The sequence below is a fragment of the Pseudomonas sp. YJ42 genome, assembly GCF_047225135.1.
Lineage (GTDB): Bacteria > Pseudomonadota > Gammaproteobacteria > Pseudomonadales > Pseudomonadaceae > Stutzerimonas > Stutzerimonas stutzeri_E.
Genome location: NZ_CP178378.1, coordinates 3,858,289 through 3,873,047, shown reverse-complemented (window position 1 = coordinate 3,873,047; position 14,759 = coordinate 3,858,289). Strand labels below are relative to the sequence as shown.

Below are 14,759 nucleotides of genomic sequence, written 5' to 3'. Positions count from 1 at the left end.
CCACTCTCGGGCTTGCCGCTATCGCTCCCGTCCGGGAGCGACTTGCAGCACCAGCATCAGCCCGCACAATCCAATCACCAAGTAGCTGAATACAAGCCAATAAGGTGATTCGACAACACCAGCCCGCACCACGAAATGACTCGCCGCAAGCAGCAGCACCGATAACAGCAACTGCCCACGCACGTCCCGCCAGAGGGCGCGAAAGCCGCTCAACTGGATCAACACGACCGCCTGAAGAACCACGCAGAACGCGGCAAAGCCTACCAACAATGGCCGCAGGCTGGACGCGATCTCGTCAATCAACAGCGGTGCCAGGCCAATTTTCGCCAGCGCCGGCAGCATCACGAACTGTAGCAACCAGAGGCCGCCGACCCAGAACGTCTGGGCCAGCTGCCAACTGATGATTCCTGCGCGCATCGGTCGACGGTCAGATATGGCGAACCTCGACGATTTCATATTCGACCACGCCGCTGGGCGTCCTGACCGTCACCACATCACCCTCTTCCTTTCCCACCAGCGCGCGAGCGATAGGGGAACTGACCGACAGTTTGCCGCGCTTGATGTCCGACTCGTCGTCACCGACGATCTGGTACGTCACGGTTTCATCCGTTTCGACGTTGGCGATATCCACGGTGGTGCCGAAAATCACCTTGCCGGTATGCGGAATACTCGCCACATCGATGACCTGGGCGTTCTGCAGACGCCCCTCGATGTCGCGAATGCGCGCTTCCACCATACCTTGCTGCTCACGGGCGGCATGGTATTCGGCATTTTCCTTGAGATCACCCAGCTCGCGCGCTTCGGCGATGGCCTGGGTGATCTGCGGGCGCAGTTCGGTTTTGAGATGCTTGAGCTCTTCTTCCAGGGCGCGCGCGCCCTGGACCGTCATGGGGTATTTAGTCATGCCTGGATTCCTGCATGGAGATCCTGCAGCCGGCGTACGGACTTCTCGGGACCGAACTTCAGCGCCTCACAGATCGCCTGACCACCAGCCAGGGTGGTGGTGCAGCAGATCTTGTGCTGCAGGGCGTTACGACGAATCGAGTAGGAGTCAGCGATGGACTGACGCCCCTCGGTGGTATTGATGATCAGGGTGACCTCGTCATTCTTGATCATGTCGACAACATGAGGACGACCTTCGGTCACCTTGTTCACGCGGCGCACCGGGAGGCCGGCAGCCTCGATGATCTTGGCCGTGCCGGCTGTGCCGACGACCTCGAAACCAAGCTCGATCAGGTCTCTCGCCACCTGGGCGACATGCGGCTTGTCGTCGTCACGTACGCTGATGAAGGCGCAACCGCTGTTCGGCAGGATTTCGCTGGCACCGAGCTGCGCCTTGGCGAAGGCCTCGGCGAAGCTGTCGCCAACGCCCATAACCTCGCCGGTCGATTTCATCTCCGGGCCGAGGATCGGGTCGACGCCTGGGAACTTGGCGAACGGAAACACCGCTTCCTTGACACTGTAGAAGTTGGGGATGATTTCTTCAGTCAGTCCAACTTCGGTCAGCGTTTTGCCCGCCATGACGCGCGCTGCGATCATCGCCAGCGAAACGCCGATGCACTTGGACACGAAGGGAACGGTACGCGAGGCACGGGGGTTCACTTCGATGACGAAGATATCCTCCCCCTGCACGGCCATCTGCACGTTCATCAGGCCAACGACGCCCAACTCCAGCGCCATCTTCTTGACCTGGTCGCGTATCTCGTCCTGGATATGCGCCGGCAGCGAGTAAGGCGGCAGGGAGCACGCGGAATCACCGGAGTGCACGCCCGCCTGCTCGATGTGCTGCATGATCGCACCGATCACCACCTGCTCGCCGTCGCATACCGCGTCGATGTCGACTTCGATGGCGCAGTTGAGAAAGTGGTCGAGCAAGACCGGGCTGTCGTTGGACACCTTGACCGCCTCGCGCATGTAACGGCGCAGCTCTTCTTCCTGATAGACGATTTCCATCGCCCGGCCACCCAGCACGTAGGACGGGCGCACCACCAGCGGATAGCCGATGACCTTGGACGCGGCCAGGGCTTCCTCTTCGCTGCGCGCCGTCGCGTTCGGCGGCTGACGCAGGTTCAGGCGCTCGACCATCTGCTGGAAGCGCTCGCGGTCTTCGGCACGGTCGATAGCGTCGGGACTGGTCCCGATGATCGGCACGCCGGCCTCTTCCAGAGCTCGCGCCAGCTTCAGCGGAGTCTGGCCGCCGTACTGCACGATGACGCCCTTGGGCTGCTCGACCCGGACGATTTCCAGCACGTCTTCCAGAGTCACCGGCTCGAAATACAGGCGATCCGAGGTGTCATAGTCGGTGGAGACGGTTTCAGGGTTGCAGTTGACCATGATGGTCTCGTAACCGTCGTCACGCATCGCCAGGGCCGCATGCACGCAGCAGTAGTCGAACTCGATGCCTTGGCCGATGCGGTTCGGGCCACCGCCGAGGATCATGATCTTGTCGCGGCTCGACGGGTTGGCCTCGCATTCTTCCTCGTAGGTCGAATACATGTAGGCGGTGTCGGTAGCGAACTCGGCGGCACAGGTATCGACGCGCTTGTAGACCGGCAACACCTTGAGTTTGTGACGATGATTACGCAGATTCTTCTCGGTTACGCCGAGCAACTTGGCCAGGCGCGCATCGGAGAAGCCCTTGCGCTTGAGTTTGTACATGACGTCGCGATCGATATTGGACAGACCCATGGTCTTGATCCGCTCTTCGTCCTTGATTAGATCCTCGATCTGCACCAGGAACCACTCATCGATACGTGTCAGGTCGAAGACTTCGGCGACGCTTTTGCCAGCACGGAAGGCATCGGCCAGATACCAGATACGGTCCGCACCCGGCACGGTTAGCTCACGCTTGAGCGTGCTTTCGCTCTCCGGATCGACCAGATCCAGCTTCGGATCAAAGCCCGAAACACCTACTTCCAGGCCGCGCAGCGCTTTCTGTACGGATTCCTGGAAAGTGCGACCGATGGCCATAACTTCGCCAACGGACTTCATCTGAGTGGTCAGACGGGCATCCGCCTTGGGAAACTTCTCGAAGGCGAAACGCGGGATCTTGGTAACCACGTAGTCGATCGCCGGCTCGAAGGACGCCGGCGTACGGCCGCCGGTGATGTCGTTCTGCAGCTCGTCGAGGGTATAGCCGACTGCTAGCTTGGCTGCGATCTTGGCGATCGGGAAACCGGTGGCCTTGGAGGCCAGCGCCGAGGAACGCGACACACGCGGGTTCATCTCGATCACTACCATGCGCCCCGTATTCGGGCAGATGCCGAACTGCACGTTGGAGCCGCCGGTTTCCACGCCGATCTCGCGCAGCACCGCCAGGGACGCATTACGCAGGATCTGGTATTCCTTGTCGGTCAGAGTCTGGGCAGGAGCAACGGTAATGGAGTCACCGGTGTGCACACCCATAGGGTCGAAGTTCTCGATGGCGCAGACGATGATGCAGTTGTCCTTCTTGTCGCGGACCACCTCCATCTCGTATTCCTTCCAGCCGATCAGCGACTCGTCGATCAGCAGCTCGCTGGTCGGCGACAGGTCGAGGCCGCGGGCGCAGATTTCCTCGAACTCTTCACGGTTGTAGGCGATACCGCCACCGGTTCCACCCATGGTGAAAGACGGGCGGATGATGCAGGGAAAACCGACCTTCTCCAATACGCCGTAGGCTTCGTCCATGTTGTGCGCGATGCCTGAAACCGGGCACGCCAAACCGATGTTCTTCATCGCCTTGTCGAAGCGCGAACGGTCCTCTGCCTTGTCAATGGTGTCGGCGTTGGCACCGATCATCTCGACACCGAACTTCTCGAGCACGCCATGCTTTTCCAGGTCCAGAGCGCAGTTCAGCGCCGTCTGGCCGCCCATGGTCGGCAGCAGCGCATCGGGGCGCTCCTTCTCGATGATCTTGGCCACGGTGGCCCACTTGATCGGCTCGATGTAGGTAGCGTCAGCCATGGCCGGGTCGGTCATGATGGTGGCCGGATTGGAGTTCACCAGAATGACGCGGAATCCCTCCTCGCGCAGTGCCTTGCAGGCCTGAGCACCGGAGTAGTCGAACTCGCAGGCCTGGCCGATGACAATGGGCCCGGCGCCGAGGATCAGGATGCTTTTGATATCTGTACGTTTTGGCATGGTCTCTCTCGAATTCTGTGCTCGGCGGGCTTAGCGGCGCTTGGCCATGGCATCGATGAAGCGGTCGAACAGCGGCGCCACGTCATGCGGGCCGGGACTTGCCTCGGGGTGACCCTGGAAGCTGAAGGCGACCTTGTCGGTCCGCTCGATGCCTTGCAAGGTGCCATCGAACAGCGACTTATGCGTAGCACGCACATTGGCCGGCAGGCTCGCTTCGTCCACGGCAAAGCCATGGTTCTGACTGGTGATCATCACCACACCGGTCTTCAGATCCTGAACCGGGTGGTTCGCACCGTGGTGACCGTTGGGCATCTTCACGGTCTTGGCACCGGAAGCGAGCGCCAGCAACTGATGGCCGAGGCAAATGCCGAACACCGGAATGTCGGTTTCGAGCACTTCCTGTATCGCCTTGATCGCGTAGTCGCATGGCTCGGGGTCACCCGGGCCGTTGGCCAAGAAGATACCGTCCGGGTTCAGCGCCAAGGCCTCGCTAGCGGGCGTCTGCGCCGGCAATACGGTAACGCGGCAGCCACGCGCGACCAGCATGCGCAGAATGTTGTATTTCACGCCATAGTCGAAGGCAACGACGTGGTAGGGCAGCTCGTTAGCCGGGATCTCGGCATGGCCGTCATCTTTCAGGTTCCAGACCGTTGAGCGCCATTCGTAGCGCTCCTTGACGCTGACTTCCTTGGCCAGGTCCATGCCCTTGAGCCCCGGGAAGCTGCGCGCCAGTTCCAACGCCTTTTCTTCGGTAGCGTCGGCACCTGCCAGAATACAGCCGTCTTGGGCACCCTTCTCGCGGAGGATACGAGTCAGGCGACGAGTATCGATGCCAGCTATGGCAACGGTACCGTTGGCCTTGAGATAGTCGGGAAGTGACTGCTTGTCGCGCCAGTTGCTCGGGATCAGTGGCAGGTCGCGGATAACGAGCCCCGCGGCCCATACCTTCCAGGACTCCGCATCCTCCGGCGTCGTACCGGTGTTACCGACGTGCGGGTAGGTCAGGGTGACGATTTGCTTGGCATAGGAAGGATCGGTGAGGATTTCCTGATAGCCGGTCATGGCGGTGTTGAACACCACCTCACCGATAGTCTGGCCGTCGGCGCCGATGGATTCGCCGCGAAAGATACTGCCATCGGCAAGGGCCAAAATGGCTGGCGCAAGGGCTGGCTTAGTCAAGAGACCTCCCAAAGATCAAGGCTGAAGCAGGCGCAGATTGTAAAAAAGCGGGATGACGTGTGAAGGTCATCCCGCTTTTTATTTGAGTCATTTCTGCGCAACTTTTAGTGGACACACTAAAACGGGAAGCTTACAGAAAACGCCTTTTCAGGTCTAGCCGAAATCAGCCCGAACGCCAAGCGGCAGCTGTTTCAACGCAGCCCAAGCACGTCCTGCATGTCATACAGCCCGGCTGGCTGTTGCTCCAGCCACAGGGCGGCGCGCACCGCGCCGCGGGCGAATGTCATGCGACTGGACGCCTTGTGCGTGATCTCGACGCGCTCACCTTCGGCAGCGAACAGCACTGTATGGTCACCGACCACATCCCCCGCACGGACGGTAGCGAAGCCAATGGTGTCGCGCGCGCGCGCGCCGGTTTGCCCCTCGCGACCATATACCGCCACCTTCTGCAGATCACGCCCGAGTGCTTCGGCGACCACCTCGCCCATGCGCAGCGCCGTGCCGGACGGGGCGTCGACCTTGTGCCGGTGATGCGCCTCGATGATCTCGATATCCACCTCATCGCCGAGCACCCGCGCCGCCGTGTCCAGCAACTTCAGACAGAGGTTGACCCCGACGCTGAAGTTGGCAGCGAACACGATCGGAATTTCCTTCGCCGCCGCCGCCAGCTTCTCCTTCTCCTCAACCGAGAAGCCGGTCGTGCCGATCACCATCGCCTTGCCCGCCCGGCGACACACGTCTAGGTTTTTCAGCGTCACCGAAGGATGAGTGAAGTCGATCAGCACATCGAACTCTTCCGCCACCTTTGCCGCGTCACCGATCAGCGGGACGCCCAGGCGGCCGATGCCTGCCAGCTCCCCCGCATCGGCGCCGACCAAGGTACTGTCGGGCCGATCGATCGCCGCGGTAAGACCCGCGGCTCCGCCGGTCTGCTGAACAGCCTCGACCAGGGTCTTGCCCATGCGCCCAGCGGCGCCCATCACTGCTATACGTCGCATAGAAACCGCTCCAAGCTGCCAGCCACATGCTGCAGCGACCGCTTTCGACAAGCCCGCCGACCGCAGCCTGCCGCTGAGTTAAAGATCGCCGAAAAAGCGCTTCATGCCCTCGAACCAGCCACTGGCCTTGGGTGAATGGGAGCTGTCGCTCTGCAGCGTCTTGCGGAACTCATCGAGCAGCTCGCGCTGACGCTTACCCAGGTTGACCGGCGTTTCCACCGCGACACGACACAGCAGATCACCGGCGGCACCGCCACGAACCGGAGCGACACCCTTACCACGCAAGCGGAACTGTTTGCCGGTCTGGGTCCCTTCGGGAATCTTCAGCTTGACCCGACCATCCAGCGTCGGCACCTCCAACTCACCCCCGAGCGCCGCGTCAGCAAAACTGATCGGTACCTCGCAGTACAGGTGCTTGCCGTCGCGCTGGAAGATCGGATGCTCGCGCACGTTGACCACGACATAGAGGTCGCCTGCCGGGCCACCCTGCGCGCCCGCCTCGCCTTCGCCGGTCAAACGAATACGGTCGCCCGTGTCGACGCCTGGCGGCACTTTTACAGACAAGGTTTTCTGCTCTTCCACGCGCCCCTGGCCATGACAGCTGCCGCAGGGATCCGAGATCATCTTGCCGCTGCCATGACAGCGCGGGCAGGTCTGCTGTACGGAGAAGAAGCCCTGCTGCATGCGCACCTGGCCGATCCCGCCACAGGTAGTACAGGTGACCGGACTGGTGCCTTTCTTCGCGCCCGAACCATCGCAAGTCTTGCACTCGACCAGCGTCGGCACGCGAATGGTCACCGTGGTGCCACGCACAGCCTCTTCCAGATCCAACTCCAGCGTGTAACGCAGATCGCTGCCGCGCTGAGCACCGCCGCGTGAACTGCCGCGCGCGCCGGTGAAGAAATCGCTAAAGACATCACCGAAGATGTCGGAGAAGTTAGCACCGCCATAGCCTGCACCACCGGCACCCGCCCCCATCTGCGGATCGACGCCGGCATGGCCGTACTGATCGTAGGCCTGACGCTTGCTCGCGTCGGACAGCACTTCGTAAGCCTCGTTGGCTTCCTTGAACGCGTCTTCGGCGGCTTTGTCTCCGGGGTTACGGTCCGGATGGTGCTTCATCGCGAGGCGACGATAAGCCTTTTTCAGCTCCGCCTCGCTGGCGCCACGCTCGACACCCAGCACTTCGTAATAGTCACGTTTGGCCATAAATATCCTGAACCTTCAATTCGTACCCTCCAGACACGCCGACGCGGGAGCAAGCCCCCGCGCGGCGATCACCCCCGTCGCGGCATCACCGCATCGGGTTGGAGCGAAAGGCAGCGGCCATAATCGCGGTCGCTGCTTTGCCCCAGGTCATGGAGGTCATAAGCCGCAGCTTACTTGTTGTCCTTGACCTCTTCGAACTCGGCGTCGACCACGTCGTCACCGGACTGCGCGTTGTCGCCCGTCTGGGCGCCTTCGCCACCCTGAGGCTGCTCGGCGTACATCTTCTGCGCCAACGGCGTGGAGGCCTGAGAGACCGCTGCGATCTTGGCTTCGATCTCAGCCTTGTCGTCGCCCTTGATGGCCACTTCCAGTTCGCCGATAGCCTTCTCGATGCTGGCCTTATCTTCCTCAGTGGCCTTGTCGCCAGCCTCGGTCAGCATTTTGCGGGTCGCATGGACCAGCTGATCACCCTGGTTACGCGCGGTGACCAGCTCTTCGAACTTGCGGTCTTCCTCGGCGTTGGCCTCGGCGTCACGCACCATCTGCTCGATTTCTTCCTCGGACAGACCCGAGTTGGCCTTGATCACGATGGACTGATGCTTGCCGGTGGCCTTGTCCTTCGCCGACACGTGCAGAATGCCGTTGGCGTCGATGTCGAAGGTGACCTCGATCTGCGGCACACCGCGTGGCGCAGGCGGGATCTCGGCCAGATCGAAGCGACCCAGCGACTTGTTCTGCGCCGCCTGCTTGCGCTCACCTTGCAGTACGTGGATGGTCACCGCGCTCTGGTTGTCGTCCGCAGTGGAGAACACCTGCGACTTCTTGGTCGGAATGGTGGTGTTCTTCTCGATCAGCGCAGTCATCACGCCGCCCATGGTTTCGATACCCAGCGTCAGCGGGGAGACGTCAAGCAGCAGTACGTCCTTCACATCACCGGCCAGAACGGCGCCTTGGATAGCAGCACCCATGGCAACCGCCTCGTCCGGGTTCACGTCCTTGCGCGCTTCCTTGCCGAAGAACTCGGCGACCTTCTGCTGCACCAGCGGCATGCGGGTCTGACCGCCGACCAGGATCACGTCGTCAATCTTGGACACGTCGATACCGGCGTCCTTCATGGCCATGCGGCACGGCTCGATGGTGCGCTGCACCAGATCCTCGACCAGAGCTTCCAGCTTGGCACGGGAGATCTTCACGTTCAGGTGCTTCGGACCGGTCGAGTCTGCAGTGATATACGGCAGGTTGACGTCGGTCTGCTGGCTCGAGGACAGCTCGATCTTGGCCTTCTCGGCAGCTTCCTTCAGGCGCTGCATGGCCAGCGGATCGCCCTTGAGGTTCATGCCGGTTTCTTTTTTGAATTCGTCGACGAGGTAGTCGATCAGGCGGATATCGAAGTCCTCACCACCGAGGAAGGTGTCGCCGTTGGTAGCTAACACTTCGAACTGGTGCTCGCCATCGACTTCGGCAATTTCGATTACCGATACGTCGAAGGTACCGCCGCCCAGGTCATAGACGATCACGGTATGGTCGCCCTTGGCCTTGTCCATGCCGTAGGCCAGCGCAGCGGCAGTTGGCTCGTTGATGATGCGCTTGACGTCCAGACCGGCGATACGACCGGCGTCCTTGGTGGCCTGACGCTGGCTGTCGTTGAAGTAGGCCGGAACGGTGATCACCGCTTCGGTCACTGGCTCGCCGAGATAGTCTTCGGCGGTCTTCTTCATCTTCTTCAGGATCTCGGCAGAGATTTGCGGTGGCGCCATTTTCTGGCCGCTGACTTCTACCCAGGCGTCATTGTTGTCTGCCTTGACGATCTTGTAAGGGACCATCTGGATGTCTTTCTGCACGACGTCTTCATCGAAACGACGGCCAATCAGTCGCTTCACCGCGTACAGAGTGTTGTGCGGGTTGGTCACGGCCTGACGCTTGGCCGACTGGCCAACCAAAATTTCGCCATCATTGGCGTAGGCGATGATCGACGGGGTGGTGCGGCCGCCTTCGGCGTTCTCGATCACCTTGGCCTTGCCGTTTTCCAGAATGGAGACGCAGGAGTTGGTCGTTCCCAGGTCGATACCGATAATTTTGCCCATATGCTTCTCTCCGAACTTTGATTGATCCGCGCCTGCTTACCGGCTGCGGTAACACAAAAACGCTTGGCTACCAGATGGGGGTCGGCCGCCGAAATTCAAGCCTTCTCGTCGATCGAAGGCGGTGTTTCTGCCGGCGCCTTACTGACGACGACCATTGCGGGGCGCAACAGGCGGCCGTTGAGCAGATACCCCTTCTGGAACACCTTGAGCACGCTGCCCGGCTCGGCATGGGTGCTTTCTTCCATTGCCATCGCCTGGTGATGCTCGGGATTGAAGGGTTCGCCCTGAGGATCGACCGGCACCAACTGATGGCGCGCCAGGGTGTCGAGCAACAGCTTGAGCGTCAGCTCGACGCCTTCGCGCATTGGCTTGACGGCCTCGTCATCCGGATTCGACAGTTCCAGCCCGCGCTCCAGGCTGTCAGCGACGGCCAGCAGGTCACCAGCGAACTTCTCGAGGGCGAACTTGTGCGCCTTTTCCACGTCCTGTTCGGCGCGGCGACGAATGTTCTGCAGCTCAGCGGCGACACGCAGAGACTGGTCCTGGGCCGCTGCGAGCTGCTCCTCAAGGGATTGCACCCGAGCAGCCAGGTCTTCGGCAACTTCGGTTTGTGCGCTTTCATTCTCTTCGGGGGTCTGGTTTTCCAGGTTCTGCTCGTCGGCCATGCGGTCCTCCTCATCAACACTTCAGCGAGCGGTCAGCTCGCGCTTGTGCGGCTATATGGGGGCGGCGAAGCAGGCTTCAAGGGCGACAATGAGATCAGCCCCTCAGAACGAATACCATCGATCTGCCAGTGCGCTTTGTTTACATACCAGCCATGTCGAGACGCTTGTGAGGTCAATCAAAATAACTGTATAAATACCCAGTCATCGAGTGGGAGTTCTTGCCATGCTGGTTCATCTGTCCGTTCAAAACTATGCCATCGTCGAACACCTCGACCTCGAGCTGAAGCGAGGCATGAGCGTGATCAGTGGCGAAACCGGGGCCGGAAAATCAATCATGCTCGACGCCTTGGGGCTGACGCTGGGCGACCGCGCCGATAGCAGTGTTGTGCGTATTGGCGCTGACAAGGCCGATATCCTCGCCAGTTTCGATCTCGATGACATCCCGGATGCACGCGCCTGGCTGGCCGAGCGCGATCTCGACTCCGATGGTCCCTGCATTCTCCGTCGCGTAATCACCGCCGAAGGCCGCTCGCGCGGCTATATCAATGGCACACCCTGCCCGCAAGGCGACTTGAAGGCACTGGGTGAATTGCTGATCGATATCCATAGCCAGCATGAGCATCAGTCGCTGCTCAAGCTCGACACCCACCGACGCCTGCTCGATGAATACGGCGGCTGCCAGGACCTGGCCCGCCAGGTGCAAATGGCCGCGCAGCGCTGGCGCCAGACCCGACAGACGCTTGAGCGACTGAGCAACAGCAGCGATGAGCAGCGCGCACGCCATCAGCTCCTGAGCTATCAGCTCGAAGAGCTGGAAACCCTGGCGCTTGGCGAAGAAGAGCTGGAGCAACTGGAAAGCGAGCATAAGAATCTCGCCAACGCTGAGCACCTGCTCGGCGCTTGCCGCCAGGTTATCGACCTGTGCAGCGAGAGCGATGCAGGTAACGTGTTATCGGCACTGACCTCGAGCCTGCAGCGCCTCACCGGATTCCAGAACCAGCCCGGAGCGCTTGGCGAAGCGGTCAACCTGCTTTCCAGCGCGCAGATCCAGGTGGAAGAAGCGGTTGGCGAACTGAACCGTTTCCTCGACCACTTCGACTCCGATCCGCAGCGTCAGCAGGCGCTGGAAGAACGCCTGGACAGCATCTATACCCTGGCGCGCAAACACCGAGTGCAGCCACAGGAGCTTCCAACACTGCAACAGAGCCTGTTCGAAGAACTGGAAAGCTTGAATGCAGACGACGATGCTCTGGAGCAGCTGAGTGAAGAGCTTGAAGCCTATACGCGCCACTATCAGGAAAAAGCTGGAGAGCTGAGCAGCGCTCGCCAGCAAGCGGCCGAATCCCTTGCCACCGCAGTCGAAGCAGAGATACAGCGGCTGGGCATGCCTGGCGGCAAGTTCAGCGTGGTACTCAAACCCTCATCGGCTGGCGATCTTATGCCGCACGGGCTGGAACAGGTGGAGTTTCTCGTCAGCGCCAACCCGGGGCAACCACTGCGCCCGTTGGCGAAGGTCGCGTCCGGCGGTGAATTGTCGCGTATCAGCCTGGCGATCCAGGTCATCACAGCGCAGACCTCGCGAACACCGACACTGGTATTCGACGAGGTGGATGTTGGCATTGGCGGGCCGACGGCCGAAGTGGTCGGACAGTTGCTGCGCCGTCTCGGTGAGCGGGGCCAGGTGCTTACCGTGACTCACCTGCCCCAAGTGGCCGCGCAGGGGCATCACCATTTATTCGTGCACAAAGCACGCGGCAGTGACGAGACGCACACGGCAGTGGCAGCACTGGAAGGAGGCGAACGGGTAGAAGAAATCGCCCGGATGCTCGGCGGCGTCGATCTGACTGAGCAAGCCCTGGCCCACGCTAGACAGATGATAGGCTCGGCCCAGACTTCTTAAGCAGACAAAAAAGGCGACCCACGGGTCGCCTTTTTGTTTCGGTGCCGACAGTCAGTCGGTCTTCTTGCGCACGTAGAGCACCAAGTTATGGTCGACCAGCTCATAACCGTGGCGTTTGACGATTTCTTTCTGAAGCTTTTCGATTTCGGAGTCGAAAAACTCGATCACATCGCCACTGTCGACGCAGACCATGTGATCGTGATGGCCGCTATCAGCCAGCTCGAATACCGCATGACCGCCATCGAAATTGTGCCGAACCACAAGACCGGCCGCCTCGAATTGAGTCAACACTCGGTAGACCGTCGCCAGGCCGACATCCTCGCCGGCCTCCATCAGGGCCTTATAGACATCCTCGGCGCTCATGTGGCGCTGATCAGTGGTATCCAGCATTTGCAGGATCTTGACCCGCGGCAGGGTTACTTTGAGGCCAGCTTTGCGTAGTTCGCTATTTTCAACCATGGTTGGCTTTCTCGCTGCTGCTGTTTCGCAGCCTCCTTCAATACGGGTATGATCCGGGCTTTGCCCAGCCAAGATAGTGGAAGTCACCTACCGATGCAAAACACCAAGCTCATGCTGTCCAGTCTCACCCTCGTGGGCCTGTTCGCACTCGCCGGTTGTTCATTCCCCGGGGTTTACAAGGTCGATATTCAACAGGGCAATGTCGTTACGCAGGACATGATAGACCAGTTACGCCCGGGAATGACCCGTTCGCAAGTACGGTTTATCATGGGCAACCCGTTGATCACCGATACCTTCCACGCTAATCGCTGGGATTACCTGTACAGCATCCAGCCAGGCGGCAGCCAGCGCCAGCAGGAGCGGGTCAGCCTGGTCTTCAACGCCAACGACCAACTGACCGGCCTCGCTGGCGATTTCAAGCCAGGCGTGAGTCGCGACGAAGCCATTCTCGGCACCGATCGCCCAACTAGCGAGACGCCGGTCCGTACCGAACCAGAGACGCCCGAACCCGGCTCACTGCTCGAAGAGATCCAGCGCGACGTCGATGCCGCCGAGCCTGTCCCGGTCCCGACTCCGGGCCGACTGGAAACCGACTAGCGAATACATTGACCACACATGAAAAAGCCCGGCGTGCCGGGCTTTTTGCTATCCGCGATGGTTATTCAGCCGACCCGGCGGCCTTGCTCTGCGCCGCCTTTGCCGCACGCTGCTTGCGCACTTCCTTGGGATCGGCGATCAACGGGCGGTAAATTTCCACTCGCTCGCCCTCTTCAAGCACACGCTCTTCGGCTTTGGGCACCGCCTTGCCGAAGATGCCAAGCGGGGCGTTCGCCAAATCCAGGCCGGGAAAAAAACTATCCATCTTCGAGCGCAACGCGGCCTGGCGCACCGTTGTGCCCTGCGGAACCGTCAGACGCAGCAACTTCTGCTTGTCGGCCAGGGCATAGACCACCTCGACCGCTATGACCGACTCCGGTTTATCCATAAAGCTGCTTCGCCCTGTCACAGAATGCATCGACCAAGGTGTTGGCGGCCTGATTGAACAACGGCCCCAGGGTGGCGCGGACCAGGGGCCCGGCGTAATCGAAGGTCAGATCGAGGCTGATTTTGCAGGCCTTTTCGCCCAGTGCCTTGAACTCCCACACACCGTGCAGGTGACTGAACGGGCCCTCTTTGAGCGTCATCTCGATGCGCTTGCCCGCCTGCAGCTCGTTGTGCGTGAGGAAACGCTGACTCATGCCGGCTTTCGCCACCGTCATGCTGGCCTGCATCTCAGTTTCGCTGCTGGACAGAACTTCGGTCGCCGAACACCAAGGGAGAAACTGTGGATAGCTGGCAACATCATTGACCATGTCGAACAGCGCGCGCGCCGGATAGGGCAGCAGCGCCGAGCGTTGAATATGCGTCGTCATTCGGTCCTTCTAGTTCATTTCGACATCGGCAACCGAAGCCGCTAATGGCAACAGCGCTTACCGAGAGCAAGTGATCACGCAGCTCCGCCACAGAGCGACTCCAGTGGCCGAACAGACGTAAAGATTGGCATATTGTCGAGGATAAGCGCACCCCTCTCAAGTTTCACACAGTCGCAGCGCACTGCTTATCGCCAGCCGCAACGCGACTCCCTATAATGCGCAGCCTATGGCCAAACAGAAGAAACAGTCCCCCGGGACCATCGCGCTGAACAAGAAGGCGCTACACGACTACTTCATCGAACAGAAATTCGAGGCCGGCCTCGTTCTGGCCGGCTGGGAAGTGAAAAGCCTGCGCGCAGGCAAAGCCCAACTGGTGGACAGTTACGTCCTGCTCAAGGATGGGGAAGCCTGGTTGATGGGCTGCCACATCACACCGCTGACGACGGCCAGCACCCATGTGATCGCAGACCCGACACGCACCCGCAAGCTGCTACTGAACAAGCGTGAGCTAGGCAAGCTGTTCGGTGCCGTGCAACAAAAGGGGTATGCGTGCGTTGCCCTGGCGATCTACTGGAAAAAGCATCTGATCAAATGCGAGATCGCCTTGGGCAAGGGCAAGAAGGAGTTCGATAAGCGCCACACCGAAAAGGAGCGTGACTCCGACCGCGAGATTCAGCGCGCCATGCGCACCAAGGGCAAGGAAGACTGAGCTGCCCTTGGCGTGGAGCGGA

At 60.5% G+C, this 14,759-nt stretch carries 14 protein-coding genes; 3 read left to right on the top strand and 11 right to left on the bottom strand.

From position 1 onward, the window contains the following. Window positions 1–18: 18 nt before the first annotated feature. The 8 genes from ACL0K2_RS17800 to grpE form a co-directional block, all read right to left on the bottom strand. On the bottom strand, window positions 19–417 hold the full coding sequence (locus ACL0K2_RS17800; RefSeq protein ID WP_045160850.1) for a hypothetical protein: 399 nt from the start codon (window positions 415–417) through the stop codon (window positions 19–21). Between the two features lie 10 nt (window positions 418–427). Continuing rightward, complete coding sequence (gene greA / locus ACL0K2_RS17795) at window positions 428–904, bottom strand: transcription elongation factor GreA (RefSeq protein WP_045160849.1); 477 nt, start codon at window positions 902–904, stop codon at window positions 428–430. Then, window positions 901–4,122: a carbamoyl-phosphate synthase large subunit gene (carB, locus tag ACL0K2_RS17790; protein ID WP_413043150.1), complete on the bottom strand. Its 3,222-nt coding sequence runs from the start codon at window positions 4,120–4,122 to the stop codon at window positions 901–903. The genes greA and carB overlap by 4 nt, the downstream gene beginning before the upstream one ends. 30 nt (window positions 4,123–4,152) lie before the next feature. Beyond that, a complete protein-coding gene (gene carA, locus ACL0K2_RS17785) occupies window positions 4,153–5,301 on the bottom strand; it encodes a glutamine-hydrolyzing carbamoyl-phosphate synthase small subunit (RefSeq protein ID WP_045160847.1) in 1,149 nt (382 codons plus the stop codon). Window positions 5,302–5,492: 191 nt separating this feature from the next. Continuing rightward, window positions 5,493–6,299 (bottom strand): 4-hydroxy-tetrahydrodipicolinate reductase, encoded by an 807-nt coding sequence (gene dapB / locus ACL0K2_RS17780; RefSeq protein WP_045160846.1) that lies wholly within the window; start codon window positions 6,297–6,299, stop codon window positions 5,493–5,495. Between the two features lie 78 nt (window positions 6,300–6,377). Further along, a complete protein-coding gene (gene dnaJ, locus ACL0K2_RS17775; protein WP_045160845.1) occupies window positions 6,378–7,508 on the bottom strand; it encodes a molecular chaperone DnaJ in 1,131 nt (376 codons plus the stop codon). A 170-nt stretch (window positions 7,509–7,678) separates the two neighbouring features. Further along, window positions 7,679–9,592: a molecular chaperone DnaK gene (dnaK, locus tag ACL0K2_RS17770; RefSeq protein WP_045160844.1), complete on the bottom strand. Its 1,914-nt coding sequence runs from the start codon at window positions 9,590–9,592 to the stop codon at window positions 7,679–7,681. A gap of 95 nt (window positions 9,593–9,687) precedes the next feature. Then, entirely contained in the window at window positions 9,688–10,257 is a 570-nt protein-coding gene (gene grpE, locus ACL0K2_RS17765) for a nucleotide exchange factor GrpE (RefSeq protein WP_045160843.1), read from the bottom strand. A 223-nt stretch (window positions 10,258–10,480) separates the two neighbouring features. On the opposite strand from grpE, the gene recN reads away from it, so the two are divergent. After that, window positions 10,481–12,157, top strand: a complete 1,677-nt coding sequence (gene recN, locus ACL0K2_RS17760; protein WP_239610924.1) for a DNA repair protein RecN — start codon at window positions 10,481–10,483, stop codon at window positions 12,155–12,157. Window positions 12,158–12,208: 51 nt separating this feature from the next. Here the strand turns inward: recN and fur are convergent, their stop codons facing one another. Then, window positions 12,209–12,616, bottom strand: coding sequence for a ferric iron uptake transcriptional regulator (fur, locus tag ACL0K2_RS17755; RefSeq protein ID WP_045160841.1), 408 nt, complete (start codon window positions 12,614–12,616; stop codon window positions 12,209–12,211). A 93-nt stretch (window positions 12,617–12,709) separates the two neighbouring features. Between fur and ACL0K2_RS17750 the strand changes: the two genes are divergently transcribed. After that, on the top strand, window positions 12,710–13,213 hold the full coding sequence (locus ACL0K2_RS17750) for an outer membrane protein assembly factor BamE (RefSeq protein ID WP_413043149.1): 504 nt from the start codon (window positions 12,710–12,712) through the stop codon (window positions 13,211–13,213). Between the two features lie 61 nt (window positions 13,214–13,274). Here the strand turns inward: ACL0K2_RS17750 and ACL0K2_RS17745 are convergent, their stop codons facing one another. Both ACL0K2_RS17745 and ACL0K2_RS17740 read right to left on the bottom strand, forming a co-directional pair. After that, the gene (locus tag ACL0K2_RS17745) at window positions 13,275–13,601 is read right to left on the bottom strand and encodes an RnfH family protein (protein WP_045160839.1); all 327 of its coding nucleotides are present in this window, start codon (window positions 13,599–13,601) and stop codon (window positions 13,275–13,277) included. Then, entirely contained in the window at window positions 13,594–14,028 is a 435-nt protein-coding gene (locus ACL0K2_RS17740; RefSeq protein ID WP_045160838.1) for a type II toxin-antitoxin system RatA family toxin, read from the bottom strand. The genes ACL0K2_RS17745 and ACL0K2_RS17740 overlap by 8 nt, the downstream gene beginning before the upstream one ends. Window positions 14,029–14,254: 226 nt before the next feature. Here ACL0K2_RS17740 and smpB point away from each other — a divergent pair, with 226 nt between their 5' ends. Next, complete coding sequence (gene smpB / locus ACL0K2_RS17735; RefSeq protein WP_045160837.1) at window positions 14,255–14,737, top strand: SsrA-binding protein SmpB; 483 nt, start codon at window positions 14,255–14,257, stop codon at window positions 14,735–14,737. The last annotated feature ends 22 nt before the right edge of the window (window positions 14,738–14,759 follow it).